19 protein-coding genes are annotated in these 24684 nt (G+C 65.0%); 15 read left to right on the top strand and 4 right to left on the bottom strand.

Translation table 11 applies throughout. From position 1 onward, the window contains the following. Positions 1-22: 22 nt before the first annotated feature. The 9 genes from ARC39_RS15005 to rpsD all read left to right on the top strand — a co-directional run bounded on the left by ARC39_RS15005 (position 23) and on the right by rpsD (position 11134). Positions 23-1324 carry an ABC transporter substrate-binding protein gene (locus ARC39_RS15005; protein WP_068115616.1) on the top strand — a complete coding sequence of 434 codons (1302 nt, stop codon included), beginning with the start codon at positions 23-25 and terminating at the stop codon, positions 1322-1324. Between the two features lie 124 nt (positions 1325-1448). Then, on the top strand, positions 1449-2315 hold the full coding sequence (locus ARC39_RS15000; RefSeq protein ID WP_068115615.1) for a carbohydrate ABC transporter permease: 867 nt from the start codon (positions 1449-1451) through the stop codon (positions 2313-2315). A gap of 8 nt (positions 2316-2323) precedes the next feature. Continuing rightward, positions 2324-3154 carry a carbohydrate ABC transporter permease gene (locus ARC39_RS14995; protein ID WP_068115614.1) on the top strand — a complete coding sequence of 277 codons (831 nt, stop codon included), beginning with the start codon at positions 2324-2326 and terminating at the stop codon, positions 3152-3154. A 12-nt stretch (positions 3155-3166) separates the two neighbouring features. Continuing rightward, positions 3167-4171: an ABC transporter ATP-binding protein gene (locus tag ARC39_RS14990; RefSeq protein WP_068115613.1), complete on the top strand. Its 1005-nt coding sequence runs from the start codon at positions 3167-3169 to the stop codon at positions 4169-4171. A gap of 33 nt (positions 4172-4204) precedes the next feature. Next, positions 4205-4984: an SDR family NAD(P)-dependent oxidoreductase gene (locus ARC39_RS14985; RefSeq protein ID WP_068115612.1), complete on the top strand. Its 780-nt coding sequence runs from the start codon at positions 4205-4207 to the stop codon at positions 4982-4984. Between the two features lie 11 nt (positions 4985-4995). Further along, complete coding sequence (locus ARC39_RS14980; RefSeq protein WP_068115611.1) at positions 4996-6468, top strand: mannitol dehydrogenase family protein; 1473 nt, start codon at positions 4996-4998, stop codon at positions 6466-6468. 258 nt (positions 6469-6726) lie between these two features. Continuing rightward, on the top strand, positions 6727-8949 hold the full coding sequence (locus tag ARC39_RS14975; RefSeq protein WP_078059281.1) for an NADP-dependent isocitrate dehydrogenase: 2223 nt from the start codon (positions 6727-6729) through the stop codon (positions 8947-8949). A gap of 312 nt (positions 8950-9261) precedes the next feature. Next, a complete protein-coding gene (locus tag ARC39_RS14970; RefSeq protein ID WP_068115610.1) occupies positions 9262-10350 on the top strand; it encodes a Hint domain-containing protein in 1089 nt (362 codons plus the stop codon). Positions 10351-10513: 163 nt separating this feature from the next. After that, entirely contained in the window at positions 10514-11134 is a 621-nt protein-coding gene (gene rpsD, locus ARC39_RS14965) for a 30S ribosomal protein S4 (protein WP_068115609.1), read from the top strand. A gap of 92 nt (positions 11135-11226) precedes the next feature. Here rpsD and ARC39_RS14960 read toward each other — a convergent pair whose 3' ends face one another. Next, on the bottom strand, positions 11227-12840 hold the full coding sequence (locus ARC39_RS14960; RefSeq protein WP_068115608.1) for a calcium-binding protein: 1614 nt from the start codon (positions 12838-12840) through the stop codon (positions 11227-11229). A gap of 183 nt (positions 12841-13023) precedes the next feature. Between ARC39_RS14960 and hisC the strand changes: the two genes are divergently transcribed. Genes hisC through ARC39_RS26225 form a run of 3 tightly spaced genes read left to right on the top strand, consistent with a single transcriptional unit; the run spans position 13024 to position 16030 of the window. After that, the gene (hisC, locus tag ARC39_RS14955) at positions 13024-14109 is read left to right on the top strand and encodes a histidinol-phosphate transaminase (protein WP_068115607.1); all 1086 of its coding nucleotides are present in this window, start codon (positions 13024-13026) and stop codon (positions 14107-14109) included. After that, positions 14106-15038 (top strand): prephenate/arogenate dehydrogenase family protein, encoded by a 933-nt coding sequence (locus tag ARC39_RS14950; RefSeq protein ID WP_068115606.1) that lies wholly within the window; start codon positions 14106-14108, stop codon positions 15036-15038. The genes hisC and ARC39_RS14950 overlap by 4 nt, the downstream gene beginning before the upstream one ends. Then, entirely contained in the window at positions 15035-16030 is a 996-nt protein-coding gene (locus ARC39_RS26225) for an extensin-like domain-containing protein (RefSeq protein WP_236545274.1), read from the top strand. Before ARC39_RS14950 ends, ARC39_RS26225 begins: the two co-directional genes overlap by 4 nt. A 39-nt stretch (positions 16031-16069) precedes the next feature. Here the strand turns inward: ARC39_RS26225 and ARC39_RS14940 are convergent, their stop codons facing one another. Further along, the gene (locus ARC39_RS14940) at positions 16070-17077 is read right to left on the bottom strand and encodes a DUF2125 domain-containing protein (protein WP_068115605.1); all 1008 of its coding nucleotides are present in this window, start codon (positions 17075-17077) and stop codon (positions 16070-16072) included. A gap of 62 nt (positions 17078-17139) precedes the next feature. On the opposite strand from ARC39_RS14940, the gene ARC39_RS14935 reads away from it, so the two are divergent. The 3 genes from ARC39_RS14935 (at position 17140) to ARC39_RS14925 (ending at position 21274) form a co-directional block, all read left to right on the top strand. Beyond that, on the top strand, positions 17140-17706 hold the full coding sequence (locus ARC39_RS14935; RefSeq protein WP_068115604.1) for a gamma-glutamylcyclotransferase: 567 nt from the start codon (positions 17140-17142) through the stop codon (positions 17704-17706). Positions 17707-17788: 82 nt separating this feature from the next. Beyond that, positions 17789-19033, top strand: coding sequence for a biopolymer transporter ExbB (locus ARC39_RS14930; protein ID WP_068115603.1), 1245 nt, complete (start codon positions 17789-17791; stop codon positions 19031-19033). Between the two features lie 3 nt (positions 19034-19036). Continuing rightward, positions 19037-21274, top strand: a complete 2238-nt coding sequence (locus ARC39_RS14925) for a peptidoglycan -binding protein (RefSeq protein WP_068115602.1) — start codon at positions 19037-19039, stop codon at positions 21272-21274. Positions 21275-21323: 49 nt separating this feature from the next. Here ARC39_RS14925 and ARC39_RS14920 read toward each other — a convergent pair whose 3' ends face one another. Next, complete coding sequence (locus ARC39_RS14920) at positions 21324-22337, bottom strand: M23 family metallopeptidase (protein WP_236545273.1); 1014 nt, start codon at positions 22335-22337, stop codon at positions 21324-21326. A 2-nt stretch (positions 22338-22339) separates the two neighbouring features. Further along, a complete protein-coding gene (clpA, locus tag ARC39_RS14915; RefSeq protein ID WP_068115601.1) occupies positions 22340-24679 on the bottom strand; it encodes an ATP-dependent Clp protease ATP-binding subunit ClpA in 2340 nt (779 codons plus the stop codon). Positions 24680-24684 lie beyond the last annotated feature (5 nt).

Below are 24684 nucleotides of genomic sequence, written 5' to 3'. Positions count from 1 at the left end.
GCTCTACCTTGGGAGGAAATTCATGACATTCAAATACCGCGCTCTTCTGGGGGCGTGCGCCATTGGTGCGATCTCCACCGGGGCATTGGCCGAGACGATCACCATCGCCACGGTCAACAATGGCGACATGATCCGGATGCAGGGTTACACCGACGACTTCACGGCCAAGACCGGCCACGAGGTCGAGTGGGTGACGCTGGAAGAAAATGTTCTGCGCCAGCGCGTTACCCAGGATATCGCCGCCAAGGGCGGGCAGTTCGACATCATGACGATCGGCATGTACGAGACGCCGATCTGGGGCCAGCAGGACTGGCTGGTCGCGCTGGACGATCTCTCGGCCGAATACGACGTTGACGATATCCTTCCCGCCATGCGGGGCGGCCTGTCGGTCGACGGCACGCTCTATGCCGCGCCGTTCTACGGCGAGAGCTCGATGATCATGTATCGCACCGACCTGATGGAGAAGGCCGGGCTCGAGATGCCCGATGCCCCGACCTGGGAGTTCGTGGCCGAGGCGGCCCGCGCGATGACCGACAAGGAGAACGAGATCTACGGCATCTGCCTGCGCGGAAAGGCCGGCTGGGGCGAGAACATGGCCTTCCTGACGGCCACCTCGAACGCGTTCGGCGCGCGCTGGTTCGACGAGGACTGGAAGCCGCAATTCGACAGCCCCGAGTGGAACGAAACGCTGACCTTCTATCTCGACCTGATGAACGAAGCCGGCCCTCCGGGTGCCTCGACCAACGGCTTCAACGAAAACCTCTCGCTGTTCCAGCAGGGCAAGTGCGGGATGTGGATCGACGCCACCGTCGCGGCCTCCTTCGTGACCAATCCCAACGATTCCACCGTGGCTGACAAGGTCGGCTTTGCGCTGGCCCCCGATACCGGCAAGGGCAAGCGCGGCAACTGGCTCTGGGCCTGGGCGCTTGCGATCCCGGCAGGCACGCAGAAGGTCGATGCGGCCAAGGCATTCATCGAGTGGGCCACGTCGAAGGCCTATATCGAGATGGTGGCCGAGAAAGAGGGCTGGGCCAATGTTCCCCCGGGAGCACGGACGTCGCTCTACGAGAACCCGGAGTACCAGAAGGTTCCGTTTGCACAGATGACGCTCGACAGCATCCTTTCGGCTGACCCGACCCAGCCGACCGTCGAGCCCGTGCCCTATGTCGGCGTCCAGTTCGCGGCCATCCCCGAATTTGCCGGCATCGCCACCCAGGTTGGCCAGGAGTTCTCCGCCGCTCTGGCCGGTCAGCAGACCGCGGAAGAGGCTCTTGAGAAGGCTCAGGCGCTGACCGCAGACGAGATGGAAGCCGCGGGTTACTAAGGCTTTCCTCCCCGTCCGGGGGGCGCTCCCCTTCCAAAGCCCCCCGGATGCCCCAGACGATCCGCCCCTTATGCCAACCCCACCCGACAGGCGCCCTGTTCCTGTCCACAGAGGAGGTGTGTTCATGGCCACTCAGCATTCGAGATCCGCCGCGCGCGTCATGATGGCCCCGGCCGTTATCCTGCTCCTCGGCTGGATGCTCGTCCCCCTCTCGATGACCCTCTATTTCTCGTTCAAGAAGTTCCTGCCGCTGCGCGGTGGCGATCTTGGGTGGGTCGGGTTTGAAAATTACGTCCGTTTCGTCACGTCGTCCGCCTTTTGGCCCAGCGTTGTTACCACGCTGGTGATCGTCGGCGGCGTGCTCATCATTACCGTGGTCCTCGGCGTGCTGCTGGCAATCCTGCTGAACCAGCCGATGTGGGGCCAGGGCATCGTCCGCATCCTCGTGATCTCGCCCTTCTTCGTCATGCCGACCGTTTCGGCGCTGGTCTGGAAGAACATGTTCATGGACCCGGTCAACGGGCTCTTTGCCCACCTGTGGAAGGCCTTCGGGGCAACGCCCATCGAATGGCTCTCCGATGTCTCGATGGGGTCGATCATCATGATCGTCTCGTGGCAATGGCTGCCCTTCGCCACGCTGATCCTGCTCACCGCGATCCAGTCGCTCGATCGCGAGCAGCTGGAAGCCGCCGAGATGGATGGCGCCCAGCCGCTCGCGCGCTTCGCCTTTATCACGATCCCGCATCTCAGCCGCGCCGTGACCATCGTCATCCTGATCCAGACGATCTTCCTGCTGGCGATCTTCGCCGAGATCTTCGTCACCACCGGCGGCGCCTTCGGCACCCGCACGCTCACTTACCTGATCTACCAGCGCGTGCTGGAGAGCCAGAATGTGGGCCTCGGCTCCGCGGGCGGTGTCTATGCAATCATTCTCGCCAATATCATCGCGCTCTTCCTGATGCGCATCGTCGGCAAGAACCTGGACGCGTGAGGTAAACCATGGCCCGTGCAGTCAAACCCCAACGTAAAGCAATCAACACCGCCGTCGCCTGGTCTATCGGCTTGCTGATCTTCTTCCCGATCCTCTGGACCATCCTGACCAGCTTCAAGACGGAGGCGCAGGCAATCTCCGACCCGCCGGTCTTCCTCGCCTTCGACTGGACGCTGGAAAACTACGGCATCGTCATGGAGCGCTCCAACTACGCGCGCTTCCTGTGGAACTCGATCATCATCGCCGGCGGCTCGACCATTCTCGGCATCATGATCGCGGTGCCGGCTGCCTGGTCCATGGCCTTCGTCCCCTCCAAGCGGACCAAGGACATCCTGCTTTGGATGCTCTCGACCAAGATGCTGCCCGCGGTGGGCGTGCTCTACCCGATCTATCTGCTCTTCATCAAACTGGGGCTGCTCGACAGTCGCACGGGTCTGGTTCTCGTTCTCATGCTCATGAACCTGCCGATCATCGTCTGGATGCTCTACACCTATTTCAAGGAGATCCCGGGCGAGATCCTGGAAGCAGCCCGGATGGACGGGGCGACCCTGCGCGAGGAGGTCATTCACATCCTGACGCCGATGGCCGTGCCCGGCATCGCCTCCACGCTGCTCCTGAACTTCATCCTGGCCTGGAACGAGGCATTCTGGACGCTGAACCTGACGGCCGCCAAGGCAGCGCCGCTGACAGCATTCATCGCCAGTTACTCCAGCCCCGAAGGGCTTTTCTACGCTAAGCTCAGCGCGGCATCGACCATGGCCATCGCGCCGATTCTCGTCCTCGGCTGGTTCAGCCAGAAGCAACTTGTCAGCGGCCTGACCTTCGGCGCCGTCAAATAGGGGGGAAGACCAATGGGACAAATCACACTGAAACAAGTCACCAAGTCCTTCGGCGATCTGCAGGTCATTCCGCCGCTCGATCTGGAAATCAACGATGGCGAGTTCGTGGTCTTCGTCGGCCCGTCGGGCTGCGGCAAGTCCACCCTGCTGCGGCTCATCGCGGGGCTGGAGGATGTGACCTCCGGCGAGATCAGCATCGACGGGCAGATTGCAACCGATGTGCCACCGGCCAAGCGCGGCCTCGCGATGGTTTTCCAGTCCTACGCTCTCTACCCGCACATGTCGGTGCGCAAGAATATCGCCTTTCCGCTGCGTATGGCGAAGACCTCTCCCGAGGAGCAGGAGCGCAAGGTGACAGAAGCCGCGCGTGTCCTGAACCTGACCGACTATCTCGATCGCAAGCCCGGGCAGCTCTCCGGCGGTCAGCGTCAGCGGGTGGCTATCGGTCGGGCCATCGTGCGCGAACCCGCCGCGTTCCTCTTCGACGAACCGCTGTCGAACCTCGACGCGGCGCTCCGGGTGAACATGCGGCTGGAGATCTCCGAGCTGCACCAGACGCTCGACACCACGATGATCTACGTCACCCATGACCAGGTCGAAGCCATGACCATGGCCGACAAGATCGTTGTTCTGCAGGCCGGCGTGATCGAACAGGTGGGCTCGCCGCTCGAACTCTACCGCAACCCCGCGAACAAGTTCGTCGCCGGGTTCATCGGCAGCCCGAAGATGAACTTCCTCGACGGCTCCATCGCGGCCGAGCACAACGCGGCGACCATCGGTGTGCGGCCGGAACACATCAGCGTTTCCCGCGAGGGCGGAACCTGGCGCGGCAAGGTCGGCGTTTCCGAGCATCTCGGTTCCGATACCTTCTTCCATATCACCATCGACGGAATGAACGAGCCGCTGACCGTTCGCGAAAGCGGCGAAGTCGATTTGCGCCGTGGCGACGAAGTCTGGCTCACGCCGTCGGCATCTCATCTTCACAGGTTCGACGCCAAGGGTCTCGTGATACGGTAGGGCGACCTCGTATCGGACAGAAGGTGAAATGAGATGGACCTCCAACTCAAGGGCAAGGTTGCCGTCGTAACTGGCGCGTCGAAGGGGATCGGGCGTGGGATCGCCCGCACCTTTGCACGGGAGGGCGCGGATGTGCTCCTGACCGCGCGAACGCGCGACGCGGTAGAGGCAGCCGCGGCCGAGATCGGCGCGGAGTACGGTGTTACGGCGCGGGCCGTGGCCTCCGATGTCTCAACGGCCGCAGGGTGCGACGCGGTGATCGAGGCGGCCGCCACCATGGGCGGGGCGGACATCTTCGTCTCGAACGCCGGCACCGGCTCGAACGAGACGGTCGCCGACGCGCCCGACGAGAAATGGCAATCCTACTGGGATCTGCACGTCATGGCGGCGGTTCGGCTCTCCCGCGGGCTTGCGGACCAGATGGAGGCCAAGGGCGGCGGTGCGATGCTGATGAACGCCTCGATCTGCGCCGTCCAGCCGCTGTGGTACGAGCCGATCTACAACACCACGAAGGCCGCGCTTCTGATGTTCGGCAAATGCCTCTCGACCGAGATGATCAAGCGGAACATCCGCGTGAACACGGTCAATCCGGGCCTCATTCGCACGCCGGACTGGGAGAATACCGCACGAGAACTGCGGGGCGACGATTGGGAGGCCTCTCTTCAGGAGGTCGCCGACGAGCACGCGGATATCAAGCGCTTCGCAAGTGTCGAGGAACTCGCCGATTTCTGCGTGTTCCTCTGCTCCCCGCGCGCCTCCTACAGCGTTGGCTCCGCCTATCACGTGGACGGCGGTATGTTGAAGACGATCTGAAAGGAAGACCAATGGCACTCAGGCTGTCGAATGCCACCCTCGCGGAGCTCCCGCAGGATGTGGCCCGCCCGACCTATGACCGCAGCGCGCTCGCTCCCGGCATCGTGCATATCGGGCTCGGCAACTTCCACAGGGCGCATCAATCCTGGTATCTGCACCGGCTTTTCGAACAGGGGCTCTGCCACGACTGGGCCATCGTCGGCGCTGGTGTGCGCTCCTACGATGCGGAGATGCGGGCGAAGATGCTGGCGCAGGATTGCCTGACCACGCTGATCGAGCTGGATCCGGCCGGACGGTCGGTGGAGGTCGTGGGCTCGATGATCGACTATGTGCCGGTCGAGGAAGGCAATGGGCCGCTGATCGCGCGCATGGCCGAGCCGGACATCCGGATCGTCGCCCTGACGGTGACGGAAGGCGGGTACTACATCGACCCGGCGACGAAGGGATTCGACACCGCCCATCCCGACATCCAGCACGATGCGGCAAATCCCGATAGCCCGCGAACCGCCTTTGGCGCGATGGTCGCGGCGCTGCGGCGGCGCCGGGATGCGGGGATCGGCCCTTTCACCGGGCAGTGCTGCGACAACCTCCAGGGCAATGGCGCAATTCTCCGGCAGACGGTGGTGTCCCTGGCGCAGCTGTCCGACCCGGATCTGGCCGGATGGATCGACGCGAATTGCAGCTTCCCCAACTCCATGGTGGATTGCATTGTTCCCGCCACCGGGCCGAAGGAGCTTGAACTGGTCCGTAGCCTGGGGATCGAGGATTCCGTGCCGGTGACGCACGAGAATTTCCGCCAGTGGGTCATCGAGGACGACTTTTGCGCGGGCCGGCCGGATTGGGACAAGGCCGGCGCCACCTTCTCCGACAGGGTGCACGACTTCGAGACCATGAAGATCCGCATTCTCAACGGCGGGCATCAGGTGATCTCGAATGTCGGCGAGATCCTCGGGGTTGAAACTATCGCCGAGACCATGGCCGACCCTCTGATCCACGCGTTTTTCCGCAAAGTCGAAGCAGAGGAGATCGTGCCCCATGTGCACCCTGTCCCGGGCTTTACCGCATCCGCGTACCTCGACCTGATCGACCGGCGCTTCTCCAACCCGGAGATCGTGGACACCACGCGTCGGGTCGCTTTCGACGGCTCCAGCCGGCATCCCGGCTTCATCCTGCCGTCGATCCGCGACGGGCTGGCGGCCGGTGCGGATGTGGACGGGCTCGCGCTGGTGGAGGCAGCCTGGGCACGGTACTGCCTCGGCAAGCGGGAAGATGGCTCCAGCGTCGCGCCAAACGACCCGTTCTGGGACGATCTGACCGCCAGGGCAGACGCGGCGCGCGACGATCCGCGATCCTGGCTCGATCAACGCGGCACCTACGGCGATCTGGCCGCCGACCCGCGCTTTGCCGATGCCTTCGACAATTGGCTGCGCAAGCTCTACGACATCGGCACCGCCGCAACCCTTCGCGCCTATCTGGACGGGTAGACGCGCGGCGCAGACCGCTCGTCCGGACCCGGCGCCGCATTGGCGCCCGTCAGCGGTGTCGTGGGCAGCGTGCCTGCGGCACCATTTCACCTCGCAATGGTTTGCGTGCGCCCGTGGCCTGTTTATAAGGGCGCGGAACCGTCCATTCGTCGCATTCCCGTATCGGTATTGGGTTTCCATGATCCGGGGGCAACGAAAGGACAAAAGACACGCCAACGCGTCGCACACACTCCGGAAGTCTTGAAAGGTGAGGAAAACATGGCCGATACGGTGAAACCAGACATTTTGTATACAAAGGTAGACGAAGCGCCCGAGCTTGCCAGCGCCTCCCTGCTGCCGATCGTCAAGGCCTTCGCCGGTGCGGCCGGCGTCTCCGTTGGCACCAAGGATATCTCACTCGCCGGACGGATCCTCTCGGCCTTCCCGGAGTATCTGAAGGAAGGCCAGCGCATTTCGGACGATCTGGCCGAACTGGGCGAACTGGTGAAGACGCCCGACGCCAATGTGATCAAGCTGCCGAATATCTCGGCCTCCGTGCCTCAGCTCGTCGCCGCCGTTACCGAACTGCAGGGCCAGGGTTTCGCGATTCCGGATTACCCCGAGGAGCCGGCCAGCGACGAAGAGAAGGCGATCCGCGCCAAGTACGATGCCATCAAGGGCTCGGCGGTGAACCCGGTACTGCGCGAAGGCAACTCCGACCGTCGCGCTGCCAAGGCCGTGAAGAACTTCGCGCAGAAAAACCCGCACACAATGGGCGCCTGGACCGCTGACAGCAAGACCAAGGTCTCCTCGATGTCGGGCGGCGACTTCTATGCCAACGAAGCATCCGCGACCGTGACCGCTGCACAGGCCGGGCCGGCAAAGATCGAGTTTGTCGGCAAAGACGGTGCCGTGAGCGTATTGAAGGACAATTGGCCGTTGGACGAAGGCACGGTCTGCGACGCGACTTTCATGTCGGTCAAGGCATTGTCCTCCTTCCTGGCTGACGCCATCGAGGACACCAAGGCCGATGGCACCATGTTCTCGCTGCACTTGAAGGCGACGATGATGAAGGTCTCGGACCCGATCATCTTCGGCTACGCGGTGAAAGCCTGGCTGGCCCCGGTGTTCGAGAAGCACGGTACGGCGCTGGCCGCTGCCGGCGTAAATGCCAATGCCGGGATGGGCGATGTTCTGGCCCGCATTGCGGATATGCCCAATGCCGCCGAGATTCAGGCCGATATCGAGGCGCTGACGGCAGACCGGCCGTCGATGTACATGGTCGACTCGGACCGCGGGATCACCAACCTGCATGTTCCTTCCGACGTGATCATCGACGCGTCCATGCCCGCGGTGATCCGAGCTGGCGGAAAGGGGTGGGACGAAACCGGCGCCAAGGGCGATTCCAACTGCGTGATACCCGACCGCTGCTACGCCCCGGTCTATGACGAGGCGATCAACTTCTTCAAAGCCAATGGCGCGCTTGATCCCACCACGGCCGGCGCCGTGGCCAACGTCGGCCTGATGGCGCAGAAGGCAGAGGAATACGGCTCCCACCCGACGACCTTCGAAGCGCCGGGTGACGGCACGATCCGGATCGTCCTGGCCAATGGCGAGACGCTGCATTCGCACGCGGTGGAGGCCGGCGACATCTGGCGCGCCTGCACGGTGAAGAAGGCGCCGATCGAGAACTGGATTCAGCTCGCGATGGACCGTCAGCGCCTGACCGGCTCGGAAGCGATCTTCTGGCTGGACGCCAACAGGGCCCACGATGCGCAACTGATCAATTACGTGACGCCCGCGCTCGACGCGGCCGGAGTGGCCGACAAGTTCCAGATCATGGCGCCGCGCGAAGCCACCGCCCAGTCGCTGAAGACGATCACCGCCGGCGAGGACAGCATCGCGATCACCGGCAACGTGCTCCGGGATTACCTGACGGACCTGTTCCCCATCCTCGAACTGGGCACCTCGGCCAAGATGCTCTCCATCGTCAAGCTGATGCAGGGCGGCGGGCTCTTCGAAACCGGGGCAGGGGGCTCGGCGCCGAAGCACGTGCAGCAGCTCGTGGCGGATAACCACCTGCGGTGGGATTCCATGGGCGAGTTCTGTGCCCTCGGCGAGAGCTTCAACTTCTTGGCCGACAGCAAGGGGAACGCCAAGGCGGGTATTCTCGGGCAGGCTGCGGAAGCGGCCACGCAGGGAATCCTCGACAACAACCGCTCGCCGTCGCGCAAGGTCGGCGAACCCGACAACCGCGACAGCCACTACTGGTTCGCCCGCTACTGGGCCGAGGCCCTGGCGGCGCAGGACGAGGACGCGGGCTTGGCATCCCATTTCGCGCCAATCGCGGCAGCACTTGCCGAGAAGGAAGAGGCGATCCTCGGGGAACTGGCCGCGGCACAGGGCGGTGCCGTAGACCTGGGCGGATACTACAACACCGACCCGGCCAAGACGGCGGCTGTCATGCGGCCGTCGGCAACGCTGAACGCCATTCTCGGCTGAGCGGGCACCGCCCGACCGGCAATTCGCCAATCGAAACGCCCGGGAGACATCCCGGGCGTTTCGCGTCTCCGATGGCTCCCGTCCTCTGTCGACGCATCGCAGATGCGCCTCCTCCGGTTGGGCATGGCGCGCGGCAAGCCGCGCGCGGCACTATTCACCCGACACACTCCCCGACCGCCGCCAGGAGGCGATCACACCGACCGGCCGTTCGAGGGCCGCGATCCGGCACGGATCGCGGACGGGCTTTGCCGGGGGCGTTTTCTGTGGTAAGTGCAAGGCATAAAAAGAAAACATCGAGCAGGTATTCACACCATGGATGACGGGACCACGGGGGCCTATGTCATCTCCTGGGCGCAGACGGCAATCGACGACGTTGCCGGCGCGCCGGCGGGAGAATTGCGAGCGGGTGCGACCTGGCGCTGGGTCGGCCAGGCGATGCGGATTGATCGGCCGGGGTCTGCGGCGGTACTGAGCCAGCCGATCGGCGCCGCAGAGCTTCACGCACGGGCCGCGCAGAGCGCGCGTCGCCTCTGTGCGCCGGTGGTGCCGCTGGCCGCACCGGCCGGGACGGACATCGACGACGATCAACTGCTGGATCGCGGCTTCGTCGTGACGGACGGACGGCGCGCCTTCTCCGCGAGCCGCATCGAGGCGTCACCCGGTCAACCGGCGCTTGTGCTGTTCCATGGAACACCGCCGCCGCAGGGCGAGGAACTCTGGATCGTTCGGGTGGTCACCAACCGGCGGGCCGAAGCGCGGGCGGAGCGTCGCCCGGCTCCGCCGGTGACGGGCTTCGTGGCCGGAACCCGGCTGCTCACACCGAACGGGCCGAGGCTGGTGGACGCGCTGCGCCCCGGCGACAGCGTTCTGACCCGCGATGCCGGCCCCTGCGTTCTGCGCGCGCGGAGCGTGCGCCGCGTCACCGCCGCCGACATGACCCGTGCGCCGGGGGACCGGCCGCTTCGGCTTTCGTCGGGGGCTTTCGGTATCCATTGGGCCGGACCGGCTATCAGGATCGGATGGGACCAACACGTGCTGATCGGCGGCGCGGCGGTGCATGCGCTCTTCGGCGCGCGCGAGGTGCTGGTGCGGGCCGGCGACCTCCAGCAGCAACAGGGCGTTTCGCTGGATCTGGACGCAGCAGAGGTCGTCTATGTGCGCCTTCTCCTGGACCAGCACCAGATCCTGCTGACACAGGGTCCGGCTTGCGAGAGTTTTCATCCCGATATGGCGAGCGCCCCGGGCGAGGGCCTGCTCGATATCGGCGCGGGTCTGCGCACTCAGCTCGGCGCCGATGTGCTCGCGTCTCCCGATAGCTACGGCCCACCCGCGCGGCGCAGGCTCTCGCGCGCAGAGGCGGCGTTGCTCTCGGCTGGTGGAGATCTGCGCGCGGTTGCTTGACAGCGCCCCGGACTCTCCCTAAAGAGCGCCATCCCGGCTCTTCGGCCGGGGCAATCTATTGGTGTTGGTGGCCCCCGCAAGGGGATGCCTGTCTCCCGGTCAGGGAAAGGACAACGCCCTTCATAGGCGCCCTTGGGCGCCGCGCAAACGAAGGAGATCAGCCGTGACCAAACGCACGTCTGCCAAGTACAAGATCGACCGCCGCATGGGCGAAAACATTTGGGGCCGCCCCAAATCCCCCGTCAACCGCCGTGAATACGGCCCGGGCCAGCACGGCCAGCGCCGCAAGGGCAAGATGTCCGACTTCGGCCTGCAGCTCCGTGCCAAGCAGAAGCTGAAGGGCTACTACGGCGACCTGACCGAGAAGCAGTTCCGCCGTATCTACTCCGAAGCCGAGCGGGTCCGTGGCGACACCGGTGAGAACCTGATCGGCCTGCTGGAGCGCCGCCTGGACGCGGTCGTTTACCGCGCCAAGTTCGTGCCGACCATCTTCGCGGCCCGTCAGTTCGTGAACCACGGCCACGTTCTGGTGAACGGCAAGCGTGTCAACATCCCGTCCTACCGCGTCAAGGAAGGCGATGTCGTCGAGGTCCGCGACCGCTCCAAGCAACTCGCCGTCGTGCTGGAGGCCGTGGGCCTCGCCGAGCGCGATGTGCCGGATTACATCGAGGCCGACCACTCCAAGATGACCGCGACCTTCGTGCGCACGCCGGGCCTCGGCGATGTGCCCTACGCGGTGCAGATGGAACCGAACCTCGTCATCGAATACTACGCCCAGAACTAAGCGTCAGGGCATACGAATTGAAAGGCCGCGCCGGGGAGCCCCGCGCGGCCTTTTGCATTTCGGGATTATTTCGGGCGGGACGCTCGCGATGATCAGACAATTTCGACATCGTCGCGCAACGCGTCAATGTCGTCGAAGTTCTCAAGTCTGAGCTTGGCTTCGTCAAACTCGAACAGGATTGATCCGTCTTCGACCATTGCAAACCGGTCTATCGCCTCGTTCATATCGAGGATTCCGTCCAGAAGCCCGTCGTCAATACTGAGAGTGTCGATATCGTCGGCGAAATCGTGGACGGTGACGATTCCACCCTCGTGTTGCGCGAAACTGAATGTGTCGGACCCATCGCCGCCGACAAGGAAATCGCTTCCGCCACTGCCCGCGCTGAGCCAATCGTCGCCGTCTCCGCCATATAGTGTATCGTACCCGGAAGCGCCCTCGAGTATGTCGTTCCCTTTGCCACCAAGCAATGTGTTGTTCCCGTGAGAACCATTGAGGATGTCGTTGCCGGCCCCTCCATGAAGTGTGTCGTCGCCCTTGCCTCCATGCAACTCGTCGTCGCCATTCCCTCCGTAGGCGGTATCGTCGTGTTTGTCGCAGAAAAGCAGGTCATCGCCGTCGCCACCCTTGAGTATGTCTGGCCCGTCCCCACCCCGTAGAGTGTCGTTGTCCGCTCCGCCTACCAGGACATCATGTTGTTGGCCGCCCTTGAGCCTGTCCTCGCCGTCCCCGCCAAACAGTCTGTCGTCGCCGGAGCCGCCCGAAAGCCTGTCGTCACCGTCCTGGCCAAGGATCTTATCGGAATCCTCGCCGCCCCGAAGAACGTCAGCGCCCGCCCCGGCGTACAACCGATCATTTCCAGATCCGCCGAACAGCGTGTCGTTGCCCGCGTCACCGAAAATGCGGTCGAAATGGTCGTTGCCTTGAAGCACGTCCGGGCCCACCCCGCCATACAACCAGTCGGAACCCGGACCACCGACGAGCTTGTCGCGGCCAAAGTCGCCGTACAGACGGTCATTTCCGTCTCCCCCCGCCAGGAGGTCCTTGCCGGTATCGCCGTATACGTCGTCGTAGCCGTCGCCGCCTTTGATAAAGTCGTTTCCCGCACCGCCACTGAGCGAGTCGCCCCGCGATCCCCCCAGCAGGATGTCGTTTCCTTGGCGGCCGATAATACTGTCGCGGCCTTTGCCGCCTCGTATGATATCGTCACCATTTCCACCGTCGAGGATGTCGGCTCCGCCCATGCCGTTGATCGTGTCATTCCCGCTGAAACCGCGCACATTGTCCTGTTCGCTGCTGAGTCCGAAATAGTCGTCACCGGATAGCGCGGTGCGCAATAGTTTCAAATCGTCGGCGGTCGATACGGTTTTCGTGGCCGAGGTGAATTCCCGCGCTTCGATGGAAAAGTCAAAAATGCCCCAATTGAATTCGAAATAACTACCCACATCTTCCGCGAAGTATCGAACGAATGCGAAGCAGGTGCCTTGCAGGTTCCCGGATGCGTCGACGGAGAGGTCCGGGCCGGCCAGCATATTCAGCGAGTAGCCGAGCCCCTTGCTGTCGACTTCAACTCCAAAGCCATCCTGAAGGTTTTCGTTTTCCGGAACAAAGGTGTTGTCGTGGAATTTTTCGTAATATGCGTCTTTGTACAAGCGATGCAGGCTGAGTTTGTCGAAGTTCAGGGATTTGTTTGCGTAGATTTCTGCCATTGTCTTTCATTCCGAAAAAGTGGCGACCGAAGTTTATTCCTGCCGGCAATTTCAGATCTTTCTTGTTTGTTTTGAGCCGCAATACTTACGTCGCGGAAATGGAGCGGGTTTCGTGGCGCTGTTGCCGCCGGAACTGGTCACGCCTGCCTCGGGCCTGTATGTAGCTCCACCAAGGAGACAGGCATGAGCAAGATTACCCCCCAGCCCGGCATCATGGAGATCGCGCTCTACGAGGGCGGGCAGAGCCATGTCGAGGGTGTGACGAACGTTCTCAAACTCTCGTCGAACGAGAACCCCTACGGCCCGAGCCCGAAGGTGACGGCGGCGATTGCGGCGGCTGCGGCGGAGGTGCATCGCTACCCGAACACCGACCACCTGCCGCTCCGGCAAGCCATCGGGGAGGTGCATGGGCTCGACCCGGCACAGATCATCTGCGGCGTCGGTTCCGACGAGGTGCTGCAATTCCTCTGCCAGGCCTATGCCGGTCCGGGCGACGAGGTGCTTCACACGGAGCACGGCTTTGCCATGTATCCGATCCTCGCCCATGCCGTCGGCGCCACGCCGGTGGTGGCGACGGAGCGGGAGCGGGTAACGGATGTGGACGCGTTGCTCGCGGCCTGCACCGAGCGCACCCGGCTGGTGTTCATCGCCAACCCGAACAATCCCACCGGCACGATGATCGGTGGCAACGAGGTTGCGCGGCTTGCGGACGGCTTGCCGGAGGGTGCCATTCTGGTGCTCGACGGCGCCTATGCGGAATTCGCGCCGGGATATGACGGGGGCGTTTCGCTGATCGAGGGGCGCGATAACGTTTTCATGACCCGCACCTTCTCCAAGCTCTACGGTCTTGGGGGGTTGCGCATCGGCTGGGGCTATGGCCCGAAGCCGATCATCGACGTGCTTGCCCGTATTCGTCAGCCGTTCAACCTCTCCGAGGTTCAAATGGCCGCCGCCATCGCCGCGCTTCGCGACCGGGAGTACACCGCGCATTGCGTGGCGGAGAATGCGCGGCTGCGGGTTTGGCTGGCCGAGCAACTGGCCACCCTGGGCGTGCCATCGGACACCAGCCTGACCAACTTCGTTCTCGCCCGTTTCGCCAACACGGCCGAGGCAGAGGCCGTGGACATGCATCTGAAATCGCGCGGCGTCATCGTCCGGCGGGTCGCGAGCTACGGCTTGCCGCATTGCCTGCGCATCACCGTCGGCGACGAGGCCGGCTGCGCGCGCGTCATCGACGGCATTCGCAGCTTCCGGGAGGGGCGGGCATGAGCGTGATCTACGAGCGCGTGGCCTTTATCGGGCTCGGCCTCATCGCGTCCTCGATGATCCATGCCGGCCGCCGGGCCGGCCTTCAGGGCGAGATCGTCGGCACCGCCCGCTCGCCCGAAACCCGCGCAATCGCGCGCGAGGACGGGCTTTGCGACGTGGTCGCGGAGACGGCGGCCGAGGCCGTGAAGGATGCCGACCTCGTGGTCCTCTGTGTGCCGGTCGGCGCCATGGGCAAGGTGGCCGAGGAGATCGGCCCGCATCTGAAGCCCGGCTGCACCGTGTCCGACGTGGGCTCGGTCAAACGGGCGGTGATCGAAGCGGTGAAGCCGCATCTGCCCGAGAGTGTGCATTTCATTCCCGCGCACCCGCTCGCGGGCACCGAGCACTCCGGTCCCCGTGCCGGTTTCGCCGAGCTTTTCGAGAACCGCTACACCCTGATCGTGCCGGATGGCGATGCCGATCCGGCGGCATTGGCCCGGCTGGAGCGGTACTGGGCCGGCTTGGGCGCGCATGTGGAGATCATGGAGCCCGAACACCACGACCTCGTGCTCATGGTCACCTCCCACGCACCGCACCTCATCGCCTACACGATGGTCGGTGTGGCCGACGACCTGCGCCGTGTGACCGACAGCGAGGTCATCAAGTATTCTGCCGCCGGGTTCCGGGATTTCACGCGGATCGCCGCCTCCGATCCAACCATGTGGCGCGACGTGTTCCTGAACAACCGCGAAGCGACGATGGAGATCCTCGGCCGGTTCATCGAAGAGCTCATGCGCCTGCAGCGGGCGATCCGCAAGGAGGACGGGGACTTGCTGTTCGATTACTTCACCCGGACACGGGCGATCCGACGTGGTATTATCGAGGCAGGCCAGGATACGGCCGCGCCGGACTTCGGACGTGGCCACGGCAAGGGAGGGACGGAGGGATGACGCGGCTCGTTTGCGCGGGGGCAGTCCTATTATTCACGGTGGTATCGACGGCGGCGGACGTGCCGGAAAGCAGCCTCCGCCCGGAACCGCGCCCCACGGAGGCCGCCACGGCCGCGACCGATCCCGGGGCACCCCACCGTCCAGATACCGTCGCGTCGGGCGCTTTCGACGTCGCGGAGACAGCGGGCACCGGGCGCGTCAATCCGCGGCCACGGCCCCGCGCGGGCGTGTTCTCCACGGCCGTGACACCGGCCGACAGCCTCGCCCAGGTGTCTCGACAGGTCACGCGCGTGCATTATGGCGTACCGGGTACGCTGGCACCTCTGCCGCGACCGCCCCACCCGCTGTACGGGCTTGCACATCCGGCGGCCGTTGTCGCGGTTCCCATGCCGCAGGGAGCCCCGCACCCCAAAGTCCGCCCGGCGGGATTCGCAAAACTCTTCCAGCGTCGCGACAGTTTCAGCCGAACGGGCTCCGTTTGCGGTGTAAACGGGATCAAGGGGGCAACCCGTGCGACGATCGGGCGGCCATCCAGCGGTTGCGGCATTTCCAATCCGGTGAAAGTAACCTCTGTCTCCGGTGTGCGGCTCTCGACGCCGGCCACGATAGATTGCACCACGGCCAAGGCGCTGAACGCCTGGGTCGTCCAGGCCCTCAAACCGGCGGTCGGCCGGCGTGGTGGCGGTCCGGACGAGATCAAGCTGGCCGCCTCCTACGCCTGCCGCTCCCGCAACAACGTGCCCGGCGGTAAACTCTCCGAACATGCGCGCGGGCACGCGGTTGATATTTCCGGCTTCTCGCTGAAGGACGGCACCGATGTGACCGTTCTGAGCAACTGGCGCAGCAAGGACTGGGGCGGCACGCTCAAGAAGCTTCACGCGGCCGCCTGTGGGCCGTTCGGCACAGTGCTCGGTCCGAATGCCGACCGCTATCACCAGGATCACTTCCACTTCGACACGGCGCGCTACCGAAGCGGTCATTACTGCCGCTAGCTTCGACGCACCGCGCTGGCACGGCGGGGCAGGGGCCCGCTATGGCAAGCGAAGTTCGGGTGCGGAGCCCAGGGGCACCGGTCCGGCACGCATCCGTCCATCCTCGAAACTGAGAGGAATATCGAGCGTCTTGGGGCTGCCCGCCACGCGCGACAGCAGGCGCAGGGCCGATTCCACCGTGTCGGCGATCCCCGCCGGCACGGCCCCGCTCTGCCGCGCCACGTCCAGGATTTCCTCCCAGTTGGTCGCCTTTACCAGGACCTCGCCATCGGCGCGGCCTGCATCGTCTGCCGCCAGCTTGCCAGCGATACGCAGGTCCAGCTGGCCCCAGCTGGCCGCGATTTCGTGGATGTCCATACTCGTCGGCTGCGGTCGACGCTCTTCCAGGGCCTGCCGGTCCCAGGGCGTGTCGAATTCCACCGTCAGGTCCGCGCGCAGCCGTTCAACCGTCGCCGGCACGACGCCGGCGTCTGCCAGCGTCGCGATCACGTCCGACCGCGGCTTCAGGCCCGTGACCTCAAGTCCGATATCGCGCAGCGCTGCGTTCTGTGCATTCGGCCGCACCGCCAGCCGTGCCTCGCGCACCGAGGTCGTCCAGCCCGCGTCAGAGGAGATTTCCATGCCGCGAAACACCAGCGCCGAGTCCAAAACCTCCCGCGCCCGCCCGGGCAGGAAGGACACGCTCGCCCGCATCTCCTCGCCGGCGATGGTGATCCGCTCGTAGGGAGTCTGCAATGACATCCTATCGGGCCAGACAAAAATCGCCCGGTCCTTGTCGTAGCTCAACCGGAGGATCTGGACGAAGGGCGCATTCCAGGCCCATCCACCCGCCGGGTCGGCCAGCGCCGGTTCCTCAACCGTGATGTCGACCCGGTTGGGAAAGCCCGTCACGCGGATCGCGGACCATTCCGCCTGCCAGCCGTCCGCCCGCCGTGCCTCCAGCCACCCCCGCAGGTCCGCCTTGGCTTTCCACGCGCTCCAGCCCCACCAGCCACTCCAGGCCAGCGCCACGACCAGCACGGCCACCAGCAAACGTATCGGTTTCATCCCGCCCCTTTCGCTTCGCCCCGATTTGCGGTTTACACCCTTCGACGCGCGAGGGACCAGCCATGCTCCAGAATATCGACACTTCCCAGCCGCTCTGGGTGTTCGGATACGGCAGCCTCATCTGGCATCCGGGCTTCCCCGTCGAAGAACAGGCCGTGGCGCGCCTCACCGGGTTTCACCGCGCCTTCTGCATGTCCTCGATCCACCATCGCGGCACGCCGGAGAAACCGGGGCTGGTTCTGGCGCTCGACGCCGCGCCGGATGCGCAATGCGACGGGCTCGCCTTCCGGGTCGTTCCCGGCACCGAGGCCGACACCCTTGCCGCCCTGCGGGAGCGCGAACTGGTCTCGGCCGCCTATGTCGAGGAGATCGTCACCCTGCGGCTTCACGACGGGCGCGCGGTCAACGCGCTGGCCTACGTGATAGATCCCGGGCACGTGCAATATTGCGGTGGACTGCCGCTGGAGGAGCAAGCCCGGATCATCTCGGCGGCCCACGGCGGCCGGGGCCCGAACTGCGAATATCTCTACAATACAGCAGATCACCTTTCGGAGCTTGGTCTGGCCGATCCGGACCTCGACTGGCTGGCCGCCCGCGTGCGTGCCCTGATCGCATCGGATCGCCGCTGAGCGCGCCGAAGTCATTGGCTTTCTGCGGCTGCACACCTATCGTGCCGGCCATCGACTTGTTTTCTGCGGACATCCCGAGCCCATGAGCGACACCCCGGTCCAAACGCAATTTTCGCAACCAGTGCGCCAGATCGTCCAGATGCTGGTCGTCTGCGGCCTTGTCGGTGCCGGCGGGTGGATGATCTTTCCCAGTGTCAAACCGGTTTTCTGGGCAAACCCCTACCTCAATGGCGCAATCGCGCTGGTCTTCGTCATCGGCATTCTCGCCTGTTTCCTGCAGGTCGCACAGCTTTCCTCCTCGGTTCGCTGGATCGAGGCGTTCGCCCGCGATCACCAGTCCGCTGCCAAAACGCCGGCGCCGCGACTGCTGGCGCCTCTCGCGGCCCTGTTGCGCTCGCGCGGCGTGAATCGCCAGATCTCGTCGACCTCCGCCTCTTCGATCCTCGATTCGGTCGCCACCCGTATCGAGGAAGGCCGCGACATCACCCGGTATATCGTCAACCTGCTGATCTTCCTCGGCCTGCTCGGCACCTTCTACGGCCTTGCAACGACTGTCCCGGCCGTGGTGGAGACGATCCGCTCGCTGGCGCCGAAAGAGGGGGAAACCGGTGTCGAGGTCTTCACCAAGCTGATGAACGGCCTCGAGGCGCAGCTTGGCGGAATGGGCACGGCATTCGGCTCATCGCTGCTGGGCCTTGCGGGGTCCCTTGTCGTGGGGCTTCTGGAGCTCTTTGCGTCGCGTGGCCAGAACCGGTTCTACCGGGAGCTGGAGGAATGGCTCAGTTCCATCACGCGGCTCGGCTTCGCGGGAAGCGAAGGCGAGATGTCGGGCGAAACCGGCGCATTGATCGGTGTTCTCGACCATATGGCCGAGCAGATGGAGACGATGCGCGACGTGCTCACGCGCTCCGATGCCAGCCGCAACCTGGTGGACGACAAGCTCGCCGAGGTTGCCGCCGCCGTCACCGCGCTCACACGCACCATGCAGCATGGTGACCGCGGCACGGACCTGCTGGAGCGGATCGCCGAAGGTCAGGAACGCATGGTGGAAACCCAGCAGCAAATGCTGCACCGCACCTCTGCGGGCCGGGGGCAGGAGGGTGAACTGGCCGATCCCGGCGTGGATGCGGAAAGCCGGATGCGCCTGCGCTCCATCGACGTGCAATTGCTGCGTATCCTCGAAGAGATTGCCGCTGGCCGGCAGGAGACCGTGGCCGACCTGCGCGCCGATATCAACACTCTGGTGCGCGAGATCCGCAAGCTGCGCGGTGGTGCGCCGCGCCCGCCGGTTGCCGGCGCCGGCATCTCCAGGGAGCCGCTGGAGTAAGCCATGGCCCTCTCCCGCCGCCGCTCCGATCGCTTCACCGCCTCGATCTGGCCGGGCTTCGTCGATGCGATGACGGCGCTCCTGCTGGTGCTGATGTTCGTGCTTTCGATCTTCATGATCGTCCAGTTCATGCTGCGCGAGACCATCACAGGCCAGGAAAGCGAGCTGGACACGCTCAGCGCCGAAGTCGCGCAGCTCGCCGATGCGCTCGGGTTCGAACAGAATCGAAGCGCCGATCTCGAACGTCAGATCGGCTTGCTGGACGACACGCTCGCCGATGCCGAGCAACAGGCGGCCGAGCAGCAGGCATTGATTGCCACCCTGTCCGCACAGGTCGACGAGCAAGAGGTGGCGCTGGCCGAGGCGGCCACGCAGATCACCGGCTTCGAGGCGCAGGTCGCGCAATTGTTGAGCGAACGCGATGCGGCGCGGGCGGAGGGCGAAACCCTCGCCGCGCAACTGGCCTCGGCGCAGGGCGAGATCGATGCCCAGGCCGAGGAGGCCCGGCTGGCCGCCGCGAAGCGCGCCGCCCTCGAGGCGCTGGTGGAAGATCTCGAAGGCGAAAAGGACACGTTGCAGGCCGATCTCGACTCCAAGGAGGCCGACAGGCTGGCCGAGGCGGCCGCCGCGCAGGCCCTGCGCGAAAGGTTGATGGGCGCCGAGGATGAGTTGACCGCGATGACCCTGGCGCTGGAAGAACAGCGGCGGCGGGCCGAGGAAACGCTGACGTTGCTCGCGGCCGCCGAGGCTGCGGAAAAGGAGCTCGACACGCGCCTGGCAGCCGCGCTTCTTGCCCGGACCACTCTGGAAGAGCAACTCGGGGCGCAGGCGGAGACCGGGAGAGAAACCGCCACCGCGCTCGCGGAAGCCCAAGCCGAGGCCGAGCGGATGCGGCAGGCGCTCGCCGCGGCGGAAGCGGAACGTGCCCGGCTCACGGCGGCGTTGAAGAACGCCCGTGGCGGGGTCACGAGCACCGCCCAGGCGCTGACTGCCGCCGAAATCCGCATTGGCGAGCTGGAGACGGAAAACGCTGCCCTGCGAGCGGAGAGCGAGGCGCTCGACGCCCGCCTTTCGACAGCGCAGCAGGAAACCGCCGTCCTTGCGCAGACCGAGGCCGCACTTGCTGCGCGCACCGAGGAGCTGGCCGCCGCGCAGGCCGATGTCGCCCGGCTGTCGCAGGAACGCGATGCCGCCCGTGCGGACGGGGCCGGGAGCGCGCAGGCGCTCGCCGAAGCACAGCAGACCATCCAGACGCTCTCGACCGATCTTGCGGACCTCCGCAGCGAGGTCGCCCGTCTGAGAAATGAAAACGAGAGCCTTCGTAACGCCAACGGCGATGCGGAAGATGTGCGTAACCAGCTCGCCGCAGCCCTGGCGGCCAAACTGGCGGCGGAGCAGACGGCGGAGGAAACGCTCAGCCTCGCCGACCGCCGGGCCGCCCTTCTGGCCGCCGCGCGCACGCAGCTCTCTCAGGAAGAAGCGCAATCGGAGGAGAGCCAGCGCAAGGTGGCGCTGCTCAACCAGCAGGTCGCCTCGCTGCGCAGCGATCTTGCCCAGATCGAGAAGCTGCTCGACGCGGCAGAGGCCCGCGATGCCGACTCGCAGGCGCAGGTGCAGGACTTCGGCGCGCGTCTGAACCGGGCCATGGCGCAGCTCGCCATGGAACAGGACGCCCGCGCGCGCCTTGAAGAGGCGGAACGCAAGCGCCTGGAGGAAGAGAAGGAAGCCGAGCGGCTGCGTCTGGAAGAGGAGAAGCAGCGGCTCGAGGAGGAGGCGAAGGACCTCGCCAACTACCGGTCCGAGTTCTTCGGGGAGCTACGCCGGATTCTTGGCGGTCGTGAAGGGGTGCGAATCGAAGGGGATCGCTTCGTGTTTTCCTCCGAAGTGCTGTTCGAGACGGGCTCCGCGTCGATCAGCGCCGCCGGGCGGGAACAGATTGCCGGGGTCGCCGCCATCCTGTCCGATATCGCCGACGACATTCCGGCGGGGATCGACTGGGTGATCCGCGTGGACGGTCACACCGACGACACCCCGATGCTCGGCGGTCAATACCGGGACAACTGGGAACTCAGCCAGGCGCGGGCCTTGTCGGTCGTCCGCTACATGACGCAACAGCTTGGATTCCCGCCAGACCGTCTCGCCGCCAACGGGTTCGGGGAGTTCCAGCCGATCAACCCTGCCGACACACCGGAGGCGCGGGCGCAGAACCGCCGAATCGAGTTGAAACTGACCGAGCGCTAGGGCCTCGACGGTGCAGTCCCGATAACTTGCCCGACCGGCGACGACGCCATCAGGGAAGGTCGAAGGCGACCTCGCGGCGGTCCAGTACCTCGTCGCCGCGCCGATGCACGACCTCGCCGCGATACGCTCCGGCAGGAAACCCCCCGGCCGGCGCTTTTCGCCCCCAGGCGCGGAAAAAGAAGGGTTGCCGCTTCGGCAGGGTATCGCTGTGACTGCCGCGCAACCCGCCGGGGCCTGCAATGGAGATCTCCAGCACATCGCCCTCTTCGCCGGCAAAGGCATAGCCCCATATCACCATCGCTGCGGGCGGCTCGTCGGGGAGCCCGTCCATTGGCAGCCCGGACTTGACCTCCTCATACTCCGGAACGCGGTCGATTACCCCCGTCGCCAACAACCCGCCCGGCCGGTAGGGGGGGGCGGACATCCACATCCCATCCCCGGCAAGGCCGCACGCCTGATCCATGTCCGGGTTGAACGGGTCGATCACCGTGTTGCCGTGGCGCACCGAGAAATGCACATGCGGGAACGTCGCCTGACCGCTCATGCCAACCAGCCCCAGCACGGTGCCGCGCCCGACCTTCTGGCCCTGATGCACGGCGACGCTGCCTTCGCGCATGTGGCAATACTGGGTTTCCCAACCGTCTCCGTGGGATATCGCGACGCCGTTTCCACATTCGCGCCCTGTCACATCGGGCGCAGCGGGGTCGGTCGCGTCTATGTCCGGCATGCCATCGCGCACGCCGCGCACGGTTCCGGGCGCCGAGGCAATCACCGGCACACCGGCCCGCATCTCCGCCAAGGTCGACAGGCCGAAATCGGTTCCCTTGTGGGCGTCATTGGCCAAGCCGTTGCAGCCAACGTCCATCTGCCCGGGGCCGGGGTCGCGGTCCACGAACTGCTGGATGTAGCAATCCGCACCCAGCGTGCATTCCAGGGGCATTCCGAACACAGGCGCTTCGGCCTGCGCCGGGTTGGCGGCGAGCGCCGCGACGGTCAGTCCAATCAGGCGTGGGGCAAGCAGAAAGGGCGCCCGCAGGCGCCCCGTCCGATGTGCGTTCATCATCGTCAGTCCGCGGTGAGAAGCGGCGGCTTGCGCGAGGAAAGCTGCGGTTTGCCCGGTTCCTCCACGATCAGGTCCAACTCGCCATCCTTCACGCCGACCCGGACGATCCCGCCTTTTGTCAGCCGGCCGAACAGCAGCTCCTCTGCGAGCGGCTTCTTGATGTTCTCCTGGATCACCCGGCCCAGGGGGCGCGCCCCCATGCGGTCGTCGTACCCCTTGTCGGCCAGCCATTCGGCGGCCGGGCGGGTCAGTTCGATGGTCACGTTGCGGTCCATCAGCTGCGCTTCGAGTTGCAGCACGAACTTCTCCACCACCTGCAGGATGACCTCCTTGCCGAGCGGCGCGAAGCTCACCACCGCATCCAGACGGTTGCGGAATTCCGGCGTGAACGTGCGCTCGATTGCGGCGGTATCCTCGCCCTCGCGCCGGTCGCGGCCGAAACCGATGGCCGACTTGGCCTGCTCGGTAGCGCCCGCGTTCGACGTCATGATCAGGATCACGTTGCGGAAATCCACCGACCGGCCGTTGTGGTCGGTCAGCGTGCCGTGGTCCATCACCTGAAGCAGAATGTTGAACACGTCCGGATGCGCCTTCTCGATCTCGTCGAGCAACAGCACGCAATGCGGATGCTGGTCGACGCCATCGGTCAGCAGACCGCCCTGATCGAAGCCGACATATCCCGGAGGCGCGCCGATCAGGCGGGAAACCGCATGTTTCTCCATGTATTCCGACATGTCGAAACGCAGCAATTCCACACCCAGCGTGTCTGCCAGCTGCTTGGCCACCTCCGTCTTGCCGACACCCGTCGGACCCGCGAAGAGATAGTTGCCGATGGGCTTCTCGGGCTCGCGCAGGCCCGCACGCGCGAGCTTGATCGAGGCGGAAAGCGCCTCGATGGCCTTGTCCTGTCCGAAGACCACGCGCTTGAGCGTCGCTTCCAGGTCCTTCAGCACCTCGGCATCGTCCTTGGAGACGTTCTTCGGCGGAATGCGGGCGATCTTGGCGATCACCGCCTCGATCTCCTTGGTTCCGATGGTCTTGCGGCGACGGCTTTCGGGCACCAGATGCTGCGCCGCACCGGCCTCGTCGATCACGTCAATCGCCTTGTCGGGCAGTTTCCGGTCGTTCATGTAGCGCGCCGACAGTTCCACCGCGGTCTTGATCGCATCGGCGGTGTACTTGATGTCGTGGTGATCCTCGAAATAGGGCTTGAGGCCCTTGAGAATCTTCACGCTGTCCTCGACGGAGGGCTCGTTCACGTCGATCTTCTGGAAACGGCGGCTGAGCGCGCGATCCTTCTCGAAGTGCTGACGGAACTCCTTGTAGGTGGTGGAGCCCATGCAACGCAGCTTGCCGCCCTGCAGGGCTGGCTTCAGCAGGTTCGAAGCATCCATCGCCCCGCCCGAGGTCGCGCCGGCGCCGATCACGGTATGGATCTCGTCGATGAAGAGTACCGCGTCGGGATGATCCTCCAACTCGGTCACCACCGCCTTCAGCCGCTCTTCGAAATCGCCGCGGTAGCGCGTTCCGGCCAGCAATGCGCCCATGTCGAGGGAAAAGATCGTTGCGCCCGAGAGCACCTCCGGTGTTTCCCCGGCGACGATCTTGCGCGCCAGCCCTTCCGCGATGGCGGTCTTGCCGACGCCCGGGTCGCCCACGAGCAGCGGGTTATTCTTGCGACGCCGGCAGAGCACCTGGATGCAGCGTTCGACCTCGAGGTCGCGACCGATCAGCGGGTCCACGTCGCCTTTTTCCGCCTTGGCGTTCAGATCAACACAATACTTGGCAAGGGCCGATTCCTTCGGATCGGACTCACCGCCGCTGGCCTGCTCCTCGTTGCGCGGCGTTTCCTCCTCGTCCTCGTTGGCCCCCGTGATCGGGCGGCTCTCGCCGAAGCTGGGGTTCTTGGCGACACCGTGCGCGATGAAGTTCACCGCATCGTAGCGGGTCATATCCTGTTCCTGCAGGAAGTAGGCGGCATTCGACTCGCGCTCGGCGAAGATGGCGACCAGTACGTTGGCGCCCGTCACCTCGGTACGTCCGGACGATTGCACATGGATCGCGGCGCGCTGGATCACACGCTGGAAAGCGGCGGTTGGCACCGCTTCCGACCCCTCAACCTCGGTGACCAGTGTCGAGAGATCCTCGTCAATGTACTCAACCAGCTTCTGGCGCAGTTCTTCGAGGTCGACGTCGCAGGCCTGCATGACCTTGGCGGCATCGGGTTCGTCGATCAGTGCGAGAAGCAGGTGTTCCAGGGTTGCGAGTTCGTGCCGGCGTGCGTTGGCGAAGCCCAGCGCCGCGTGGATGGCTTGCTCGAGAGTATTCGAAAATGACGGCACGTCGC

The sequence above is a fragment of the Tropicimonas marinistellae genome (assembly GCF_001509585.1).
In the GTDB taxonomy this organism is placed as follows: domain Bacteria; phylum Pseudomonadota; class Alphaproteobacteria; order Rhodobacterales; family Rhodobacteraceae; genus Tropicimonas; species Tropicimonas marinistellae.
Note: the sequence above shows the minus strand (reverse complement) of the source record. Positions and strands in the feature narration are given on the sequence as shown.

Coding starts and splice junctions, on each gene's coding strand:
- ARC39_RS15005 (WP_068115616.1), top strand. CDS start 23: ATGACATTCAAATACCGCGCTCTTCTGGGGGCGTGCGCCATTGGTGCG.
- ARC39_RS15000 (WP_068115615.1), top strand. CDS start 1,449: ATGGCCACTCAGCATTCGAGATCCGCCGCGCGCGTCATGATGGCCCCG.
- ARC39_RS14995 (WP_068115614.1), top strand. CDS start 2,324: ATGGCCCGTGCAGTCAAACCCCAACGTAAAGCAATCAACACCGCCGTC.
- ARC39_RS14990 (WP_068115613.1), top strand. CDS start 3,167: ATGGGACAAATCACACTGAAACAAGTCACCAAGTCCTTCGGCGATCTG.
- ARC39_RS14985 (WP_068115612.1), top strand. CDS start 4,205: ATGGACCTCCAACTCAAGGGCAAGGTTGCCGTCGTAACTGGCGCGTCG.
- ARC39_RS14980 (WP_068115611.1), top strand. CDS start 4,996: ATGGCACTCAGGCTGTCGAATGCCACCCTCGCGGAGCTCCCGCAGGAT.
- ARC39_RS14975 (WP_078059281.1), top strand. CDS start 6,727: ATGGCCGATACGGTGAAACCAGACATTTTGTATACAAAGGTAGACGAA.
- ARC39_RS14970 (WP_068115610.1), top strand. CDS start 9,262: ATGGATGACGGGACCACGGGGGCCTATGTCATCTCCTGGGCGCAGACG.
- ARC39_RS14960 (WP_068115608.1), bottom strand. CDS start 12,840: ATGGCAGAAATCTACGCAAACAAATCCCTGAACTTCGACAAACTCAGC.
- hisC (WP_068115607.1), top strand. CDS start 13,024: ATGAGCAAGATTACCCCCCAGCCCGGCATCATGGAGATCGCGCTCTAC.
- ARC39_RS14950 (WP_068115606.1), top strand. CDS start 14,106: ATGAGCGTGATCTACGAGCGCGTGGCCTTTATCGGGCTCGGCCTCATC.
- ARC39_RS26225 (WP_236545274.1), top strand. CDS start 15,035: ATGACGCGGCTCGTTTGCGCGGGGGCAGTCCTATTATTCACGGTGGTA.
- ARC39_RS14940 (WP_068115605.1), bottom strand. CDS start 17,077: ATGAAACCGATACGTTTGCTGGTGGCCGTGCTGGTCGTGGCGCTGGCC.
- ARC39_RS14935 (WP_068115604.1), top strand. CDS start 17,140: ATGCTCCAGAATATCGACACTTCCCAGCCGCTCTGGGTGTTCGGATAC.
- ARC39_RS14930 (WP_068115603.1), top strand. CDS start 17,789: ATGAGCGACACCCCGGTCCAAACGCAATTTTCGCAACCAGTGCGCCAG.
- ARC39_RS14925 (WP_068115602.1), top strand. CDS start 19,037: ATGGCCCTCTCCCGCCGCCGCTCCGATCGCTTCACCGCCTCGATCTGG.
- ARC39_RS14920 (WP_236545273.1), bottom strand. CDS start 22,337: ATGATGAACGCACATCGGACGGGGCGCCTGCGGGCGCCCTTTCTGCTT.